Origin of the sequence: Streptomyces sp. ISL-10, assembly GCF_018614575.1 — a bacterium.
Lineage (GTDB): Bacteria > Actinomycetota > Actinomycetes > Streptomycetales > Streptomycetaceae > Streptomyces.
Genome location: NZ_JAGGOJ010000011.1, coordinates 108623 through 126541, shown reverse-complemented (window position 1 = coordinate 126541; position 17919 = coordinate 108623). Strand labels below are relative to the sequence as shown.

16 protein-coding genes and 1 pseudogene are annotated in these 17919 nt (G+C 71.7%); 11 read left to right on the top strand and 6 right to left on the bottom strand.

The window, feature by feature from the left end; translation table 11 throughout:
- The first annotated feature begins 6 nt into the window (after positions 1 to 6).
- The 5 genes from J7E88_RS13190 (at position 7) to J7E88_RS13170 (ending at position 4870) form a co-directional block, all read left to right on the top strand.
- On the top strand, positions 7 to 1191 hold the full coding sequence (locus J7E88_RS13190; RefSeq protein ID WP_215180444.1) for a CdaR family transcriptional regulator: 1185 nt from the start codon (positions 7 to 9) through the stop codon (positions 1189 to 1191).
- An 89-nt stretch (positions 1192 to 1280) separates the two neighbouring features.
- Entirely contained in the window at positions 1281 to 2198 is a 918-nt protein-coding gene (locus J7E88_RS13185; RefSeq protein ID WP_215180442.1) for an ACP S-malonyltransferase, read from the top strand.
- A 16-nt stretch (positions 2199 to 2214) separates the two neighbouring features.
- Positions 2215 to 3216 carry a ketoacyl-ACP synthase III gene (locus J7E88_RS13180; protein WP_215180440.1) on the top strand — a complete coding sequence of 334 codons (1002 nt, stop codon included), beginning with the start codon at positions 2215 to 2217 and terminating at the stop codon, positions 3214 to 3216.
- 66 nt (positions 3217 to 3282) lie between these two features.
- Positions 3283 to 3531 carry an acyl carrier protein gene (locus J7E88_RS13175; protein ID WP_215180438.1) on the top strand — a complete coding sequence of 83 codons (249 nt, stop codon included), beginning with the start codon at positions 3283 to 3285 and terminating at the stop codon, positions 3529 to 3531.
- Positions 3532 to 3607: 76 nt separating this feature from the next.
- The gene (locus tag J7E88_RS13170; RefSeq protein ID WP_215180437.1) at positions 3608 to 4870 is read left to right on the top strand and encodes a beta-ketoacyl synthase; all 1263 of its coding nucleotides are present in this window, start codon (positions 3608 to 3610) and stop codon (positions 4868 to 4870) included.
- A gap of 434 nt (positions 4871 to 5304) precedes the next feature.
- Here the strand turns inward: J7E88_RS13170 and J7E88_RS13165 are convergent, their stop codons facing one another.
- Positions 5305 to 5799: a DUF3145 domain-containing protein gene (locus J7E88_RS13165; protein WP_215180435.1), complete on the bottom strand. Its 495-nt coding sequence runs from the start codon at positions 5797 to 5799 to the stop codon at positions 5305 to 5307.
- A 260-nt stretch (positions 5800 to 6059) separates the two neighbouring features.
- On the opposite strand from J7E88_RS13165, the gene J7E88_RS13160 reads away from it, so the two are divergent.
- Complete coding sequence (locus tag J7E88_RS13160; RefSeq protein ID WP_251022553.1) at positions 6060 to 6974, top strand: GDSL-type esterase/lipase family protein; 915 nt, start codon at positions 6060 to 6062, stop codon at positions 6972 to 6974.
- A 687-nt stretch (positions 6975 to 7661) separates the two neighbouring features.
- Here J7E88_RS13160 and J7E88_RS13155 read toward each other — a convergent pair.
- Complete coding sequence (locus J7E88_RS13155) at positions 7662 to 8273, bottom strand: LysE family translocator (protein WP_215180433.1); 612 nt, start codon at positions 8271 to 8273, stop codon at positions 7662 to 7664.
- 83 nt (positions 8274 to 8356) lie between these two features.
- On the opposite strand from J7E88_RS13155, the gene J7E88_RS13150 reads away from it, so the two are divergent.
- Positions 8357 to 9076, top strand: coding sequence for a carbon-nitrogen hydrolase family protein (locus J7E88_RS13150; protein ID WP_215180431.1), 720 nt, complete (start codon positions 8357 to 8359; stop codon positions 9074 to 9076).
- A gap of 63 nt (positions 9077 to 9139) precedes the next feature.
- Here the strand turns inward: J7E88_RS13150 and J7E88_RS13145 are convergent, their stop codons facing one another.
- The gene (locus J7E88_RS13145) at positions 9140 to 9949 is read right to left on the bottom strand and encodes an EI24 domain-containing protein (RefSeq protein ID WP_215180429.1); all 810 of its coding nucleotides are present in this window, start codon (positions 9947 to 9949) and stop codon (positions 9140 to 9142) included.
- A gap of 107 nt (positions 9950 to 10056) precedes the next feature.
- Here J7E88_RS13145 and J7E88_RS13140 point away from each other — a divergent pair, with 107 nt between their 5' ends.
- Positions 10057 to 12600 carry a M14 family zinc carboxypeptidase gene (locus tag J7E88_RS13140; RefSeq protein ID WP_215180426.1) on the top strand — a complete coding sequence of 848 codons (2544 nt, stop codon included), beginning with the start codon at positions 10057 to 10059 and terminating at the stop codon, positions 12598 to 12600.
- Positions 12601 to 12675: 75 nt separating this feature from the next.
- Here the strand turns inward: J7E88_RS13140 and J7E88_RS13135 are convergent, their stop codons facing one another.
- Together J7E88_RS13135 and J7E88_RS13130 are read right to left on the bottom strand one after the other, a co-directional pair.
- Complete coding sequence (locus J7E88_RS13135; protein WP_215180424.1) at positions 12676 to 13098, bottom strand: organic hydroperoxide resistance protein; 423 nt, start codon at positions 13096 to 13098, stop codon at positions 12676 to 12678.
- A gap of 78 nt (positions 13099 to 13176) precedes the next feature.
- Positions 13177 to 14193, bottom strand: coding sequence for an NADP-dependent oxidoreductase (locus tag J7E88_RS13130; RefSeq protein WP_215180422.1), 1017 nt, complete (start codon positions 14191 to 14193; stop codon positions 13177 to 13179).
- Between the two features lie 90 nt (positions 14194 to 14283).
- Here J7E88_RS13130 and J7E88_RS13125 point away from each other — a divergent pair, with 90 nt between their 5' ends.
- A complete protein-coding gene (locus J7E88_RS13125) occupies positions 14284 to 14733 on the top strand; it encodes a MarR family winged helix-turn-helix transcriptional regulator (RefSeq protein ID WP_215180421.1) in 450 nt (149 codons plus the stop codon).
- 109 nt (positions 14734 to 14842) lie between these two features.
- Here J7E88_RS13125 and J7E88_RS13120 read toward each other — a convergent pair whose 3' ends face one another.
- Positions 14843 to 15595: a hypothetical protein gene (locus tag J7E88_RS13120; RefSeq protein ID WP_215180419.1), complete on the bottom strand. Its 753-nt coding sequence runs from the start codon at positions 15593 to 15595 to the stop codon at positions 14843 to 14845.
- A 131-nt stretch (positions 15596 to 15726) separates the two neighbouring features.
- Here J7E88_RS13120 and J7E88_RS13115 point away from each other — a divergent pair, with 131 nt between their 5' ends.
- Positions 15727 to 16284 (top strand): hypothetical protein, encoded by a 558-nt coding sequence (locus J7E88_RS13115; protein ID WP_215180417.1) that lies wholly within the window; start codon positions 15727 to 15729, stop codon positions 16282 to 16284.
- A gap of 300 nt (positions 16285 to 16584) precedes the next feature.
- Positions 16585 to 17613, top strand: a pseudogene (locus tag J7E88_RS13110) (rod shape-determining protein); the annotation flags it as partial.
- Positions 17614 to 17919: the final 306 nt, after the last annotated feature.

Below are 17919 nucleotides of genomic sequence, written 5' to 3'. Positions count from 1 at the left end.
TGTCCCGTGCCCGAACCTGCAGCGAACGCCTCCCATCCACATTCCGCGACCCTGCGTCGCCTTGAGCAGTCCTCCGGCCGGCTGGCCGCGAACGCCATCGCGCGCATGGACGAGTCGCTGCCCTGGTACCGGGCCATGCCCCCGGAGAACCGGTCGTGGATCGGACTGGTCGCGCAGGCCGGTATCGCCGCGTTCACCGAGTGGTTCCGGCATCCGGAGACGCCGCAGGCGATCTCGACCGACGTCTTCGGCACGGCTCCCCGCGAGCTGACCCGGGCGATCACACTGCGCCAGACCGTGGAGATGGTGCGCACCACCATCGAGGTCATGGAAGCGGCGATCGAGGAGGTCGCGGCCCCCGGCGACGAGTCGGTGCTGCGCGAGGCGCTGCTGGTGTACGCCCGGGAGATCGCGTTCGCGACCGCGCAGGTGTACGCCCAGGCCGCGGAGGCCCGCGGCGCCTGGGACGCCCGCCTGGAGTCGCTGGTGGTCAACGCGGTGCTGTCCGGCGAGGCCGACGAGGGCGCCGTGTCCCGGGCGGCCGCCCTCGGCTGGAACTCCCCCGAGCACGTGTGCGTGATCCTCGGCACCGCCCCCGACGGGGACAGCGAACTGACGGTGGAGGCGATCCGCCGGGCCGCCCGGCACGCCAAGCTCCAGGTGCTTACCGGTGTGCTCGGCGACCGGCTCGTCGTCATCGCGGGCGGCAGCGACAACCCGCTGCATGTCGCGAAGGCCCTGATCGGCCCGTATGCGGCCGGTCCCGTCGTCGCCGGGCCCATCGTGCCCGACCTGCTGGCCGCGACGCGGTCGGCGCAGGCCGCCGCCGCGGGCCTCAAGGCGTGTTCCGCCTGGCAGGACGCGCCGCGGCCGGTGCTCGCGGACGATCTGCTGCCGGAGCGGGCGATCGCCTCGGACCCTGCGGCGCGCGAGCAGTTGGTGGAGGAGATCTACAGACCGCTGGAGGAGGCAGGCTCGGCGCTGCTGGAGACTCTGAGTGTGTATCTGGAGCAGGCCAGCAGCCTCGAAGGCGCCGCACGGATGTTGTTCGTCCATCCCAACACCGTGCGCTACCGGCTCCGACGTGTGACGGACGTCACCGGCTGGTCACCCTCCGATGTCCGCTCGGCGTTCACTCTGCGGATCGCCCTGATTCTCGGGCGTCTGGCCGACGGAGACAGCCAGCTCTAGACTTTTGTGGAACACCGACAATTCCCCTGACGGTTCTTCGTCCTTGTCCTCACGGGCGGGCCGAGCCGTCCACAAGAGAGAGTGTGAGGGTGCTCGTACTCGTCGCTCCCGGCCAAGGCGCTCAGACGCCCGGCTTCCTTGCCCCCTGGCTCGACCTCCCCGGTGCCGCCGACCGCATCGCCGCCTGGTCGGACGCCATCGGCCTCGACCTTGCCCACTACGGCACGAAGGCCGACGCGGACGAGATCCGCGACACGGCCGTGGCCCAGCCGCTGCTGGTGGCGGCGGGCCTGCTGTCCGCTTCCGCCCTCGGTGACGTGACGCCCGGCGCGGTCGCCGGCCACAGCGTCGGCGAGATCACCGCGGCCGCGTTCGCCCGCGTCATCGACGACACCGCCGCGCTGCGACTCGTACGGGCCCGGGGCCTGGCGATGGCCGAGGCCGCCGCGGTGACCAGGACCGGCATGTCGGCGCTGCTCGGCGGCGACCCCGACGTGACGGTCCCGCACCTGGAGAAGCTCGGCCTGACCCCGGCGAACGTCAACGGCGCCGGCCAGATCGTCGCCGCCGGCACCATGGAGCAACTGGCCGCGCTGGAGGCGGACAAGCCGGAAGGCGTCCGCAAGGTCGTGGCGCTGCAGGTGGCCGGCGCGTTCCACACGCATCACATGGCGCCCGCGGTCGCGAAGCTCCAGGAGGCCGCGCAGGGCCTCGACCCGGCCGACCCCGCCGTCCCGTACGTCTCCAACAAGGACGGGCGCACCGTCGCCACCGGTGCCGAGGTCGTCTCGCGCCTGGTCGGCCAGGTCGCCAACCCGGTGCGCTGGGACCTGTGCATGGAGACGTTCGCCGCGCTCGGCGCGACCGCCCTCATCGAGGTGTGCCCGGGCGGTACGCTCACCGGTCTCGCCAAGCGCGCCCTCAAGGGCGTCCAGACACTCGCGCTGAAGACCCCTGACGACCTCGACGCGGCCCGCACGCTCGTCGCCGAGCACCAAGCAGCCTGACAAGGAGCCGTAGCGCATGTCGAAGATCAAGCCCAGTCAGGGCGCCCCGTACGCACGCATCATGGGTGTCGGCGGCTACCGTCCGACCCGCGTCGTGCCCAACGAGGTGATCCTCGAGACGATCGACTCCTCCGACGAGTGGATCCGCTCGCGCTCGGGCATCGCCACGCGCCACTGGGCCTCGCCCGAGGAGACCGTGACCGCGATGTCGGTCGAGGCGTCGGGCAAGGCGATCGCCGATGCGGGGATCACCCCGGAGCAGATCGGCGGCGTGATCGTCTCCACCGTGTCGCACTTCAAGCAGACCCCGGCCGTCGCCACGGAGATCGCCGACCGGATCGGCGCCGTCAAGCCGGCCGCGTTCGACATCTCCGCGGGCTGCGCGGGCTTCGGGTACGGGCTCACGCTCGCCAAGGGCATGGTGGTGGAAGGTTCCGCCGAGTACGTGCTCGTGATCGGCGTGGAGCGCCTCAGCGACCTCACCGACCTGGAGGACCGTGCGACGGCCTTCCTGTTCGGCGACGGCGCGGGAGCGGTCGTCGTGGGCCCCGCGAAGGAGCCGGGGATCGGCCCGACCGTGTGGGGCTCGGAGGGCGACAAGTCCGAGACCATCAAGCAGACCGTGCCGTGGACGGACTACCGCGAGGGGTCCGTCGACAAGTTCCCCGCCATCACGCAGGAGGGCCAGGCGGTGTTCCGCTGGGCCGTCTTCGAGATGGCGAAGGTCGCCCAGCAGGCGCTCGACGCGGCCGGCATCCCGGCGGCCGACCTGGACGTCTTCATCCCGCACCAGGCCAATATGCGGATCATCGACTCGATGGTGAAGACGCTGAAGCTGCCGGAGCACGTCACGGTCGCCCGTGACGTGGAGACCACCGGCAACACCTCGGCCGCCTCGATTCCGCTCGCCATGGAGCGGCTCCTGGCGACCGGACAGGCGAAGAGCGGCGACACCGCGCTCGTCATCGGCTTCGGGGCGGGTCTCGTCTACGCCGCGACGGTCGTTACCCTCCCCTAGGCACCCGTACGGATCTTCCGGACGGCTACAGCCACACCCTCTGATACACACCGAAGGAGCGCCAACATGGCCGCCACGCAGGAAGAGATCGTTTCGGGTCTCGCCGACATCGTCAACGAGATCGCCGGTATCCCGGTCGAGGACGTCCAGCTGGACAAGTCCTTCACCGACGACCTGGACGTCGACTCGCTGTCCATGGTCGAGGTCGTCGTCGCCGCCGAAGAGCGCTTCGACGTCAAGATCCCGGACGAGGACGTGAAGAACCTGAAGACCGTCGGCGACGCCGCGGACTACATCCTCAAGCACCAGGCCTGAGACTGACGCGCTCGTCGCCGCCCAGCGGTGGCGCCGTGCACATTCCGCACCCCCTACACGTGGAGAAAGAATTCCTGTGAACTCGACCAATCGCACCGTGGTCGTCACCGGTATCGGCGCAACCACACCGTTGGGTGGCGACAGCGCATCGACCTGGGAAGGCATGATCGCCGGGCGTTCCGGAGTCCGGCTCCTGGAGGGCGAGCGCTTCGCCGAGCTCCCGGTGCGCATCGCCGCGCCGGCCGCGGTCGACCCGGGCGAGGTGCTGCCGCGCCCGCTGGCCCGCAAGCTGGACCGCTCCGCGCAGTTCGCCGTGATCGCGGCGCGCGAGGCGTGGACCGACGCCGGCTTCACCGCCCCCGCGGGCGAGGACGACGCCGTCGCCCCCGCGCGGCTGGGCACGGTGATCGCCTCCGGCATCGGCGGCGTGACGACCCTGCTCGACCAGTACGACGTGCTCAAGGAGAAGGGCGTACGCCGCGTCTCCCCGCACACCGTCCCCATGCTGATGCCGAACGGCCCTTCCGCCAACGTCGGCCTGGAGGTGAACGCCCAGGCGGGCGTGCACACCCCGGTCTCGGCGTGCGCGTCGGGCGCCGAGGCGATCGGCTACGCCGTCGAGATGATCCGCACCGGCCGTGCCGATGTGGTCGTCGCGGGCGGCACCGAGGCGGCGATCCACCCGCTGCCGATCGCCGCGTTCGCCAACATGATGGCGATGTCCAAGAACAACGACGAGCCGACGAAGGCCTCGCGGCCCTACGACACGGCACGCGACGGTTTCGTCCTCGGCGAGGGCGCGGGCGTCGTGGTCCTCGAGTCGGCGGAGCACGCGGCCGCGCGCGGCGCGAAGGTCTACTGCGAGGTGCTGGGCCAGGGCCTGTCCGCGGACAGCCACCACATCGCGCAGCCGGAGCCGACGGGCCGCGGTATCGCCTCCGCGCTGCGGCACCTGCTGGAGACGACGGACCTCAAGCCGTCCGAGGTCGTGCACCTGAACGCGCACGCGACCTCGACACCGCAGGGTGACGTCGCGGAGATCAAGGCGCTGCGCAGCGTCCTCGGCGACGACCTGGACCATGTCGCGGTGTCCGCGACGAAGTCGATGACCGGTCACCTGCTGGGTGGCGCGGGCGGTATCGAGACGGTGGCGACGGTGCTCGCGCTGCACCACCGCACGGCCCCGCCGACGATCAACATCGACGACCTCGACGAGACGGTGGACGCGGACATCGTCCGCGGTGAACCGCGCGCGCTGCCGGAGGGCACGATCGCGGCGATCAACAACTCGTTCGGCTTCGGCGGCCACAACGTGGTGCTGGCGTTCCGGACGGTCTGATTCTTCGAACGAGGCCCGCGCCCCCCGGTGGGGGCGCGGGCCTCGTCGCGTTCCCCGCCCCGCCCGGCTTTACCGGGGCGCTCCGCCCCCCGTACCCCCCGCGCTTCAAACGCCGAACGGGCTGACAAAGTCAGCCCGTTCGGGGGAACGTCCTACGGCCGGCAGGCCGTAGGAGGAGTGTGAGGACAGCGCGCGAAGCGCGGCACGGGTCCAGGGAGAGCCCGGCCACGCGCGGAGCCGCACATCGGTACAGCGGGGACGGGGGTACCACCCACGCCGCCCGGCCCAGGGGGAGGGCGGGTAGGGGAACAGCCCCGCGCAGCGGCCCACCCGTCTCCAACAACGGCGCCCGCACCGCACGCGCACACTGCCGGACGCGGAGACGCCCCGGGCCGGCAACGCCGGCGGGCCCCGGGTGGAGCCGGGGGCCGGGGTCAGACGACCTGGTGCAGCCAGCGGACCGGCGCGCCCTCGCCCGCGTAGCGGAAGGGCTCCAGTTCGTCGTCCCAGGGCTTGCCGAGCAGCTTCGCGATCTCGGCCTCCAGGTCGGTCTCCCCCTGGGACGACCGCGCCAGCGCGGCGCGCAGGCGGTCCTCGGGGACCAGGATGTCGCCGTGCATGCCCGTCACCGCATGGAAGATGCCCAGCTCGGGAGTCGCGCTGTAGCGTTCGCCCTCCGCCGTCGCGCACGGCTCCGCCGTCACCTCGAAGCGCAGCAGATGCCAGCCGCGCAGCGCCGACGCCAGCTTGGAGGCCGTCCCGGCCTCGCCGCGCCAGGAGAACTCCGCTCTCCAGGTGCCTGGCGATGCGGGCTGGCGGATCCAGTCCAGCTGGACGCGCACACCGAGCACTCCCGCGACCGCCCACTCGACGTGCGGGCACAGCGCGCGCGGTGCGGAGTGAACGTACAGAACACCACGTGTCGTCACCGGGACCTCCAGTGTGGGACGAGGATCACCTTCCCAGCGGCCTCAGTAAACAGCATCGGGGGCAGAACTCCGCAAAAGGGACAGCATCTGACGTGATGTAATTTACTGGCGCCGATGGGCGGGGTGCCTCTGGGGCGACGGGAAAACGCTACCGTGCGGGGGGCTGCCAGGGGTGACGTACTGTCGGTCCCGGGCCCGTACGCACGAAGCTTTCACTCGGCAGGAGTCGGACCGCCGGGTCAGGTGAGGAGAATCAGGGGATGCGGCAGCGCGAGAGGACGCACCGCAGGCGCGGGGCGGGGATGATCGCCGTCGTGCTCGCCGGCCTTTGCGCCGCCTCACTGACTGCATGTGACTCATCGTCACCGAACGGTGCACGTCCTGGTTCCGCGACCTCCCGTCCCTCGCCGAGCACCACCCCCCTCTGGGACCGCACGCCGCACTCGCTCGCCGCGGTCGGCGACTCCATCACCCGGGGTTTCGACGCCTGCGCCGTGCTCACCGACTGCCCGGAGGTGTCCTGGGCCACGGGCACGGACGCCGCGGTGAACAGCCTCGCGCTGCGCCTGCTCGGGCCGTCCGGCATCGCGTCCCGCAGCTGGAACCACGCCCGCTCCGGCGCCGATGTCGCCGACCTGCCAGCGCAGATGGCCGCGGCGGCCGCGCACGAGCCGGACCTGGTCACCGTGATGGTCGGCGCGAACGACGCCTGCGCCGACACGGCGGAGCGGATGACCCCTGTCGACGCGTTCCGTACGTCGTTCGAGGCATCGATGGCCCGGCTGCGCAAGGACGCGCCCAAGGCCCAGGTGTATGTGTCGAGCGTGCCGGACCTCAAGCGCCTGTGGTCGACGGGCCGCGCCGATCCGCTCGGCCGGCAGATCTGGAGGCTCGGCATCTGTTCGTCGATGCTGGGTGAGGCGGAGGACACCAGTCCGGCGGCAGAGCAGCGCCGGGACGCGGTGCGGCAGCGGATCGTCGCGTACAACACGGTCATGAAGGACGTCTGCGCCGAGGACGAACGCTGTCGTTACGACGGCGGTGCCGTGTTCGACTTCCGGTTCAGCGGTGAGCAGTTGAGCCGGTGGGACTGGTTCCATCCCAGCCGTGACGGGCAGGGGCGGCTCGCCGAGATCGCGTACCGCAACATCACGGCGGCCGAGCCACCGGCCTGACGCGGCAGGCGGCACAGCCTCCGGCTCCGTCTCACTCCGGCACGTTGCTCCGGCACGATCAGGACGGCGTCCGGCTGGACGTGGCGCGGGGCTTCGGCGGCGGCATCCACACACCGGGCGGCCCGGTCAGGGTGCCGTGCATGCGCCCGTGCGTCCGGGCGGCGCGGGGTCCAGGGGGCCGTCCCAGGCCCGGGCCGGTCTGGCGGGCGGGCGGGCGCCCGACAGCACTTGCCGCAGCGCGTGGCCACGATCTCGAACGGCGTTCCCCGCGGCGACATCGGGCGCTTGGAGGCGGAACTCTCCGTCGTCCGCCGACGTGAGGCGGGTCGGCCGCGCCGGTGTGCCACGCGGGTCCGCCCGGCGGTACGGGCCCGGGGCGGGACTCGGCGACCCGACGGACGTCGAGGCCGCGGCGCGCGCAGTGATGAGGAGCGGCGGACCGTGAGCGCCTGCCGTACGGGCGGGATGGGTGTTCCTCGCGACGTACTCCAGCCTCCATGCGGCGAGCGGCTGCGCACAGCGCGGCTTCGGCCTCGCCGCGTACGCGGGACAGACGGTGACGCTCTCGTTCACCGGCACCGAGGGCTCCCGGCTGCGGACGTCGTTTCGTGATCGACGGCACGGCGCTCCGGGTCGGCTGACGCCCCGTGATGGCCCCGTCCGGGAGTCCAGGCGTGGCCGACGCGTTCAGCGGGCGAAACCCAGAGTGACGCCGAGACCCACGAGCACGGACCCGATCGCCCGGTTGAGGGCACGCTGGCGCCGCAGCAGGGCGGCACGCAGCCGGGACTGCGAGAAGAACAGGGCGACGAGCCCGAACCAGCCGAGGTGTGCCACCGACATGAACAGCCCGTAGCCGGCCTGCTGCCAGGACGCGGTGTCCGGTCCGACGACCTGCGTGAAGGTGGAGACGACGAAGAGGGTCGTCTTCGGGTTGAGGACATTGGTCAGGAAGCCGCCGCGCAGCGCACCCAGCGGGGTCAGCCCCTGCGTGTTCCGCTCCAGGTCGACGGTGACCTCGGTCCGGGCGGTGAAGGTGCGCAGGCCGATGTAGACGAGATAGGCGGCGCCCGCGATCTTGATGGCGGTGAACAGCTCGGTGGACGAGGCGATCAGCAGTCCGACGCCGAGCATCGTGTACGTGACGTGCACGAGCACGCCCGCCGCGACCCCGGCGGCGGCGAACATGCCCGTCGTGCGGCCGTACAGGCAACTGTTGCGCACCACCATGGCGAAGTCGGCGCCGGGGCTGATGACGGCGAGGACGGTGATGACGGCAACTGCGATCACTTCGGTCATACGGTGATGCTGGCGAGGAGTCGCTCCGCGTTCAACCGGTTTGTGGTTTTCTCCCTGATGACGAGACGGCGATGATGGGCGGCATGAGGATCGCAGCAGCGCAGTTCCCGTCCGTTCCCGGCGACATCGAAGCCAATGTCGGCAGCATGGCCGCCCTGGTCCACGAAGCGGGCGCGCGGGGCGCGCGGTTCGTGGCGTTCTGCGAGCTCGCTGCCCAGAGCTACGCCCTGGCTCCGATCGCCGCGGACCCCGGCATGTGGCTGGCCGAGGACGATCCCCGGCTGGAGCCGGTGCGGGAGGCGTGCCGTACGACCGCGACCGCGGCCCTGGTCGGCTGCGCGGCCCGCGCGGACGGCGACCGGCCGACGATCTCGGCGCTGGTGATCGGTCCGGACGGCGGACTGCTCGCCCGCTACGACAAGACGCATCTGTACGGCGCGGAATCGGAGGTGTTCACCGCGGGCGCCGAGGAGGGCCGTTTCGAGCTCGGCGGGGTCCGCTTCTCGGTCGCGATCTGCTACGACAACCGGTTCCCCGAGCTCGCCGGGCGCGCGAAGGCGGACGACTGCCGTGTGTACGTGGCAAGTTCGGTCCTGGCCGTGGACAACGACTCGTTCGAGAAGGTGTATCCGGCGCGCGCCCGGGACAACGGCCTGTACGTCCTCCTCGCCAACCAGATCGGCACCGGCGACGAGGGCGAGTGCCGGGGCGGCAGCGCGGTCTGGGGCCCGGACGGCACTCTGCTCGCGGACGCGGGGCGGAGCGCGGCGGGCGTCGCGGTCGTGGAGCTGGCCGCGGGCTGACGTACCGCCTGGGGGTGTCTGACGGATCTCGGCCGGGCCATGACGCGTGACGCCCCTGGCGGCTCAGCCCTTGCGGAATCCGTACGGGGCCTGGCCGGGGTGGGCCTGGCCCGCGAGGGCAGGGCCGTCCTCGTCCGGCGGGGACACCAGGTCGCGTGCCATCAAGGTCGCGCCCGCGACCGCGCCCGGCATCAGGAACACCGCCACGAACGGGACGAGGAACGCCAGCGTGAGCGGCACCCCGAAGCCGAGGACGAGCAGCCGCCGGCCGCGCAACAGCCGCAGCCGCTCCTTCAGTTCGACGCCGCGCCGCTGGAGCGCGACCGCGGTCAGCTCCTCGGTGAGGAAGAAGCCGGAGACGCAGAAGCCGACCACGGGCACGACGGTCTGGCCGACGACCGGGATGAAGCCACAGGCGAAGAGCAGCACGCCGTAGCAGACGACGCGCACCAGGATGCGCACCGAGTCGCGTGCGGAGATCCACAGTTCACGCCACAGCGGCAGACCGGAGCTGGGGACGTCGCCGCCCTCGGTGCGGTCGACGTGTTCGGACAGGGACTCGTAGAAGGGCTGGCCGACCAGCAGGGTCACCGCCGTGAAGGTGATCACCGCGAGGAACAGGCCGAAGACGAAGGCGAACGCCGTCAGCGTGCCCCGCAGGACGCCCTGCCACGGAGAGGACCAGTCGTCGGCGAACGGCGTCGCCCACGCGACGAGGTCGCCGGCGCCCCAGGCGAGACCGGCGAGCGCCGCCGCGTACAGCACGAGGGTGACCAGGCCGGGCAGCAGTCCGAAGCCGAACCAGCGTCCATGCCTGCCGACCCACCGCTGGCCCTGCATCAGATAACCGAAACCCGCCCCGAGATCACGCATGCGCACAGCTTATCGGTGGTGCTCTTGTTGTTCGGGAGCCGAACCGGTAGACCTCGCCTAACTGATCGTCAACCGATTCCTTCCGGCGTTCGAAAGGTCCGTACCGCATGGGATCATCCCGACCCGTTCTGATCACCGCCACTCTCGCGGCCGCACTCGCGGGTGCCGCGCTCTTAACCCCGGCCGCGACCGCGGCCCCGGGCCGGGACGAGCCCCGGCCGCACCCCGTGCGGGAGGGCGGCGGACGTGACACCGGGCCGGCCAGGGCTCCCGCGTCGACCGCCGCCAACGCGCTCGACACGGCGTCCGACCGGCAGGCGAGGACCGGCGGCTATCCGCGCGAGACGACGCTCGACGTCCCGCCGGTGAACCCGGACGACAAGTCCATCAAGCTGGGACTGGCCCCGTACCACTCTCTCGCGCCGCGGCTCAACGCCCTGCAGCAGCTGGGCGACCGGGTCAGCGTCGAGGTCGCGGGCCATTCGGCGAGCGGGCACGAGCTGTATCTCGTCACCGTGACCGCCCCGGAGAGCGCCGCCCAGGCCCGTGAGCAGGAGCGGATGCGGGAGCGGATCGAGAACGCGCCGGCGGCCGCGGCCGGGGACCGGCGCATCGCCGCCGCGTACAAGACTCCCGTGTTCATCAACAACAACATCCACGGCAACGAGTGGGAGGGCACGGACGCCGCGCTGAAGCTCATCGAGGAGCTGGCGAAGGCGAACGACGCCCGGACCGCCGACCTGCTCGCGAAGAACCGCATCCATCTGAACGTGACCGCCAATCCGGACGGCCGGATCGCGGGCACCCGCGCCAACGCGGGCGGCTTCGACCTGAACCGGGACTTCATCACCGCGACCCAGCCCGAGACCCGTGCCATCCGGCGGATCGCGATCGAGAAGCAGCCGGCGGTGATGCTGGATCTGCACGGCTATGTCAACGGCACGCTGATCGAGCCGACGACCCCGCCGCACGGCGAGAACTACGAGTACGACCTCTTCCTGAAGAACGCCTACGCCAACGCCCTCGGCATGGAGAAGGCCGTCAACGGCCTCGGCTACACCCCCGACAAGGACGGGGTGCGGCCGGCTGTCATCCCGTTCCGGGACGAGAAGGAGGGCTGGGACGACTGGCCGCCCATCTTCACCCCGCAGTACATGCCGTTCCACGGCGCGGTGGCCTCCCACACGATCGAGTTCCCGATGCGGGTCAACAACCGTGACTACGACGCGCTGCCGGCCGCGGAGCTGCGCCGCCGGGCCGCCGTCAACACGGACATCGCGGGCGCCGCGATGCGGGCGACGCTCGACTACACGCACACGCACCGCACGTCGGTGATCGCCGATCAGATCGAGACGTTCCGGCGGGGCGCCGCGGGCGAGGCGCAGCGGCCGGTGTCGGAGGAGACCGTGCCGGGCGTGCCGGGCATCGGACCCGAGGACGTGTACACGGCGACCTTCCCGCGCGCCTATGTGATCCCGGCCGGACGCTCCCAGAGGTCGGCGGTGGCGGCGGCCCGACTGGTCGACCACCTCCTCGCCAACGACGTCCGCGTGGAGCAGGCCCGTACGCCCTTCCGGCTTCAGGGGCGCGCGTACCCGGCCGGTTCGTACGTCGTCGACATGCACCAGCCCAAGCGCGGTCTGGCCAATGTGATCCTTGCCGACGGTCGTGACATCAGTGCGGATGTCTCGGTCATGTACGACATCTCGGGCTGGAGCCTCGGCCGGCTGTGGGGCGCGACCGTGGCCACGTCCGTCTCTGCCGCGCCGCGGGTGCCCACCCGCACGGTGCACGCCGCTTCGCCGACCGGCCGGGTCGCCCCGTACGGCGACCTGCGGCTGCGCCTCGACGACCCGAAGGAGATCGCGGCCCTCAACTCCCTGCTGGCGCAGGGTGTCCGGGTACGGCGGGCGAACGACGGTTCGGCGGTCGTGCCCGGCTCGGCGCGGGGTGCGGCACGAGTGCTGGCGGACCGGCTCGGGGTCGCGTTCGACCGGGTGGACGGCCACGGCACGACGGCGCTGCACCGCACCAGGGTCGCCGCGGCCGTCACTCCGGGAGAGCTGTTCGCGCTGCGGGAGATGGGCTTCGCGGTGGTGCCCGTCTCGACGGACGTGCTCAACGCGGGCTTCGACTGGTCCTCGGTGGACGCTCTGTTCGTCTCCTCCGACCTGGACCACGCGAAGCTGACACCGGCGGCCCGGGCGGCATTCGACGCGAGTGGTGTCACGGTGGTCGGACTCGGCGGGCAGGGTGCGGCGTTCAACGCGGCCGCGTCGCTGCTGGAAGTGACCGCGGTGGCGGGCAACGGCGACGCCAACGGCGTGGTGCGGGTGGCCAACGCCGGCGGGCCGATCACGGGCGGCGCCCCTGCGCACACGTTCGTCTACTCGCCGGGCTGGTTCACCGGCCTGGGCAGCGGTGTGCGGGCGGAGCAGTCGTACGGCTCCGGGAACCCGCTGGTGTCCGGGCACTGGCGCGCGGCCGATGACGGCAAGGGCGGCCCGACGGACGCGGCGGGCCGGGCGTCGATCGTCTCGGGTACGTCGAAGGCCGGAGCACCGGTGGTGCTGTTCGGCACGGAGCCGCTGTTCCGGGCGCACCCGAAGGGTGTGTTCGCGCAGATCGGCCGGGCGCTGCTGACCCGCTGAACGGCTGCTGACCCGCTGAACATGCGACGAGGGCCGTACCCCGCTCGGGGGTACGGCCCTTTGCCGTCGGTCGTGTCAGACGGCGAGGTCGACCGTGATGTTGCCGCGGGTCGCCTTGGAGTACGGGCAGACCTGGTGGGCCTTCTCGATGAGGTCCTTGGCCGTGGTGGCGTCCACGTTCGGGATGCTCGCGGACAGCTTGACGATCAGGCCGAAGCCGTCGTCGTTCTTGCCCAGTCCGACCTCGGCGGTGACCGTCGATCCGGAGATGTCCGCCTTCTCCTGGCGGGCGACGACGACGAGGGCCTGCTGGAAGCAGGCGCTGTAACCGGCGGCGAACAGCTGCTCCGGGTTGGTCCCGGTGCCGCTGCCGCCCAGCTCCTTGGGCGGGGTCACGACGAAGTCGAGGGTGCCGTCGTGCGTGGCGACGCGGCCGTCTCGGCCGTTCTCCGCGGTGGCGACAGCGGTGTAGAGCACCTCGGACTGCGAGATGGACATGACGTCTTCCTCCTGCTGGTTCGCCGCGACTCGCGCCCACGATCGCGACGGCTGGGGAAGAGCCTAACGGGTGACGTGTCAGGCGAGAGAAACGATCATCTTTCCGGTGTTCTCGCCGCGCAGCAGACCGGTGAAGGCGTCGTAGCCGTTCTCGATGCCCTCGACGACGGTCTCGTCGTACTTCAGCTCGCCGGAGGCGATCCAGCCCGCGACGTCCTGGACGAACTGCGGCTGGAGCGCGGAGTGGTCGTTCACCAGCATGCCCTGCAGGCGCAGCCGCTTGCCGATGATCAGAGCGAGGTTGCGCGGTCCGGGGGCCGGCTCCGTGTCGTTGTACTGGGCGATCATTCCGCAGATGGTCGCCCTGCCCCCGACGTTGAAGGAGGAGATGGCGGCCTCCAGGTGGTCCCCGCCGACGTTGTCGAAGTAGACGTCGATGCCGTCGGGGGCGGCCTGCTTCAGCTGCTGGGCCACCGGGCCGTCCTTGTAGTTGAACGCGGCGTCGAACCCGTACTCCTCGATCAGGCGCTTGACCTTCTCGAAGGAGCCGGCCGAGCCGATGACACGCGCGGCTCCCTTGATCCGGGCCATCTGGCCGACCTGGCTGCCCACGGCCCCGGCGGCGCCGGAGACGAAGACCGTGTCGCCCTCCTTGAAGGACGCCACCTCGAACAGGCCCGCGTAGGCGGTCAGACCGGTCATGCCGAGCACGCCGAGGTACGCGGAGAGCGGTGCCAGCGACGCGTCGACCTTGACGGCGTGCTGCGCGGGCACGCTCGCGTACTCCCGCCAGCCGAGGCCGTGCAGCACGTGGTCGCCGACCGCGAAGCCCTCGGCGTTCGACGCGACGACCTCGCCGACAGCGCCGCCCTCCATGGGGTGGTCGAGCTGGAACGGCGGGACGTAGGACTTCACGTCGTTCATCCGGCCCCGCATGTACGGGTCGACCGAGAAGTACAGATTGCGCACGAGGACCCGGCCCTCACCCGGCTCGGTGACCTCCGCCTCACGCAGGGCGAAGTCTTCGGGCTTGGGCCAGCCATGCGGGCGGGCGACGAGGTGCCATTCACGGCCGGACGCGGGAAGAGCGGACATGCCGGTTGCCTCCAAAGAATGCTTCAGTAACTGAAACAACCATGCGCCTGAATATTTTAGACTGTCAAGTATCTGGGTATCCTGGCACCTATGGCCCCCCATGGAACAGACCCCCTCACCCTCGAAGTCATCGAGCTCATCGGCTCCGTCGTGGCCCGTTACCACGACGAGTACGAGCAGGCGGCGGCCGAGCACTCCCTCACCGGCGCGCAGGCCCGCGTGCTGGGGCTGCTGACCCTGGAGCCGCTGCCCATGCGCCGTATCGCGCAGAAGCTGAAGTGCGAGCCGTCGAACATCACGGGCATCGTGGACCGGCTGGAGGCCCGCGGCCTGGTGGAGCGGCGCCCCGACCCGGGCGACCGCAGGGTGAAGCTGGCCGCGGCCACCCAGGAAGGGCGCGGCACGGCACGACAGCTGCGCTCGTCGCTGGACTTCGCACGCGAACCGCTGGCTGAGCTGTCCGCCGAGGAGCGGACGGCGCTGAGGGACCTGCTCAGGCGGATGCTGGGCGAGCGCGACGACGACCGGCCCCAGGACTGAAGAGCCGGCGGACCGGCCCCGCGGACCAGACCCAAGGCTCAGGAGCCGGCGGACCGGCCCCTGGACTGAAGCAGCCCAGGAAGCAAGGGGCACGCCGGTCCCGCCGGCGTCAGACGCACCACCACAGGAAGCGTTCGCAGGTCTCCGAGGGCGAGGGCTCCGGTGGCGGCGGTTCCTGCTGCGGCGGCTCCGGGTTTCCCGTACCGGAGGACGGCCCATCGCTCGCCGAGGGGTCGTCGTCGTCTCGAGGACCGTCCGTCGCGGAGGGAGAGGCGCCGTCACCGGCCGACTCGGACGCGGAGGGCTCAGGGCCGGCTCCGCCGTCACCGTCACCGACGTCACCGGTCTGTCCGGCGGCGGGCGCGCCGGTGCCCTTGCCGGACCCGGTGGCGCTCCTGGCCGGTCGCGGGGAGCCGGAGGACGTCACCGGCTGCTCGCTCACCTCGCCCGGACCGTCCGGGGTGTCCTCCAGGGCCGACGGCTCGATCGTCTCCGTCTCGACGACATCCTGTTCCTTCACCGTGGTGGCCGCCCCGTCGTCGCCGGACCCCTCGATCGCGAGCTCCGCGAGGCTCAGCGCCCCCGCCGCCAGCACCAGCCCGAACGTCCCCATGATCACCTTGCGCCCGCGCTTCTTGCGCGCCCGGCGTCCGGTGGGCACGGGCTTGCGGCGCGACTGCGCCTGGCGGCGCGCCGCACGCGGCCCGGGGTGCGCCGGCTCGGGCTCCACGTCGAGCTCGTAGACGTGGCCCGGGTCGGGCGCGCTGGTGGTGTGGCGGCGAAGCTCCTCGACGGGGGTGCCGCACCCGGCACAGGCCAGCGCGCCGTTGAGGTGCCGTCCGCACGGGTGGCAGTAATCCATGGCTTCCGGAGAGTATGCGGCACCAGAGGACGGGCGGTGGGTAAGACTGTGAGGATCTTGTGTGGAATCTTCACTTCCCCGGCGAGCCCTCTCGCACGTGCCGTCGCGTCCTGGGCGGCAGGATGTCGGGCATGAGTACAGGTGCCCCCTTCGGACCGCTCGACTTCCAGCTCGTACTGCTGCGCCGGATGGCCGACCATCAGCCGGACCTCGTCGACGATGCCCGGCGCACGCTCGGCGTCCCACAGGCGCGGATGCGGGAGGCGAACCGCCGCTGGCAGGCCATGGTCCGCGCACCCCGTGGACGCGGTGCCCTGACTCGGTACCGCTCGGTGCTCGGCGAACCCGAGTCGGTCGAGCACCGGCGGATCGGCGACCTCGAGTGCGACGCGCTGCTGTGGCCCCTCCCGCTCTGGCCCGACCTGCGCTTCGAGGTCCTGGCCGCGGACAAGGGCGCGGTGTGGAACGAGTGGCTCGTACGGGCACCGGGGGCGGCCGGCCCCGAGCTGCGGACGACGGCGGATCTGACGCCCTGGTCGTGCACGGTCGACGAGGTGGCGAGGGCGTTCGCACCGGTCCGCCCCCTGGAGGGGTCGGCGCCGACGCGATGGCGGCTGGCCTTCACCCCGCCCGGCGAGGGCGAGCAAATCGCCGAGTTCACCTGGGGACTGCTGCAGCGCCTCATCTGACGGAACGACAGCAGCGACCGGGCCGGTGCCGACGGCCCCTTCCTGCGCCCCACCTGACGGAGCGACAACAACGTTCCCTCCTCTCGTAATCGGGCCGGCCCCGACCTCCGGTTCTGCGCCCCGTCCGACGGAACGACAACAGCGGGCCCGCTCCCGTGACCGGGCCGGACCCGACCCCCGGTCCTGCCCCCGTCCGGCTGAGCGTCGGACCGGTACGCCCCCGACCGGCGCAGCCCAGCGCGCGCACGTCCCCGTGCGATCGGACGATACGAACAAGTACCGCACTCGGGAGGATCTGCCGTGACCGTCAGCCTTGACCAGCTGCGCCGTTGCCATGTCGCCGTCGACCTGGGGGCCGCCAGGACCCGCGTCTTCGTGAAGGGCCGGGGTCTTGTCGTCGACGAGCCCAGCGTCGCCGCCGTGAACACCCGTACCGGCGCGCTGATCGCGGTCGGTACGCTCGCCGAGAAGATGACGGGCCGCACACCCGACTACATCCGCGTCGCCCGGCCCGTGACCGGGGGAACCGTCGTCGACATCGAGATGGCCCAGCGAATGCTGCGCCATCTGCTGGGCGAGAAGCTCCGCCGCCAGCTTCGCCGCAAGCCCCGGCTGCGTGCCGCCGCGAGCACTCCGCACGACTCCGACCCGCTGGCGCAGCGCGCCACTGTCGAGACGCTGGTCGGTCTCGGCGCGCGCCGTGTCGAGCTCGTGGACACGCTGATCGCCGCGGCCGTGGGCTGCGGGCTGCCGGTCGAGCAGCCCACCGCGACCATGATCATGGTGTGCGGGGCGGCGACCACCCAGATCGCGGTCCTGTCACTCGGCTCCATCGTCACGGCCGAGCGCGTCCCGGTCGGCGGCAACGCCGTCGACTACGCGGTGATCCAGCACCTGCGCCACCGGCACGAGCTGATGCTGCCCAGCCAGTCCGTACGCCCCCTTCAACTGGCGCTGCGCGGCAACGGCCTCACGCCGCAGGGCCCGGCGTCCACCGAGATCCACGGCCGGGACGTGGCCACCGGGCTCGCCCGCTCGGTGCGCGTCGACACCGCCGCCGTACGGGAGGCCATCCACACGCCCCTCACCTCGGTCCTCGACGGCATCGGCAAGGTGCTGCGCAACTGCCCACCGGACCTGGTCGCCGACCTCGTCGACCGCGGCATCATGATGGTCGGCGGCAGTGCGCTGCTGCCGGGCCTCGACCAGATGCTGCACGAGGCGACCGGCATGTCGGTGCAGATCGCCGAGCGTCCCGACGCCTGCACGATCCTTGGCCTCGGCGCGATGCTGGAGGGCAAGATCCAGCCCCTCGTGCTGGACCCCCTCACCGATTACTCCGACCGCTCCGACCGCGACATCGGTCCGAGCTCCGGTCTCGGCTCCGACGGCACGGATTCCTACGCGCACGGCCTGCCGTCTGTCAGCGCCGCGTCCGCCTCCCCTTCCTCCTCCCCTTCCTCCTCCGCTGCGGACCTCCGGGACGACGGCGTCGCTGACGAGCTCCCCGCCGTCGAGGGCCACTGAGGAGCGGCCCATGAGCCCGGTGGCGGCGACGTCCCGGCCCGGGCCGGGGCCGACGACGCCTGGTGCGGCGCCGGTCAACGAGCGGCTGCTCTCGGCGCTGCGCGGCGC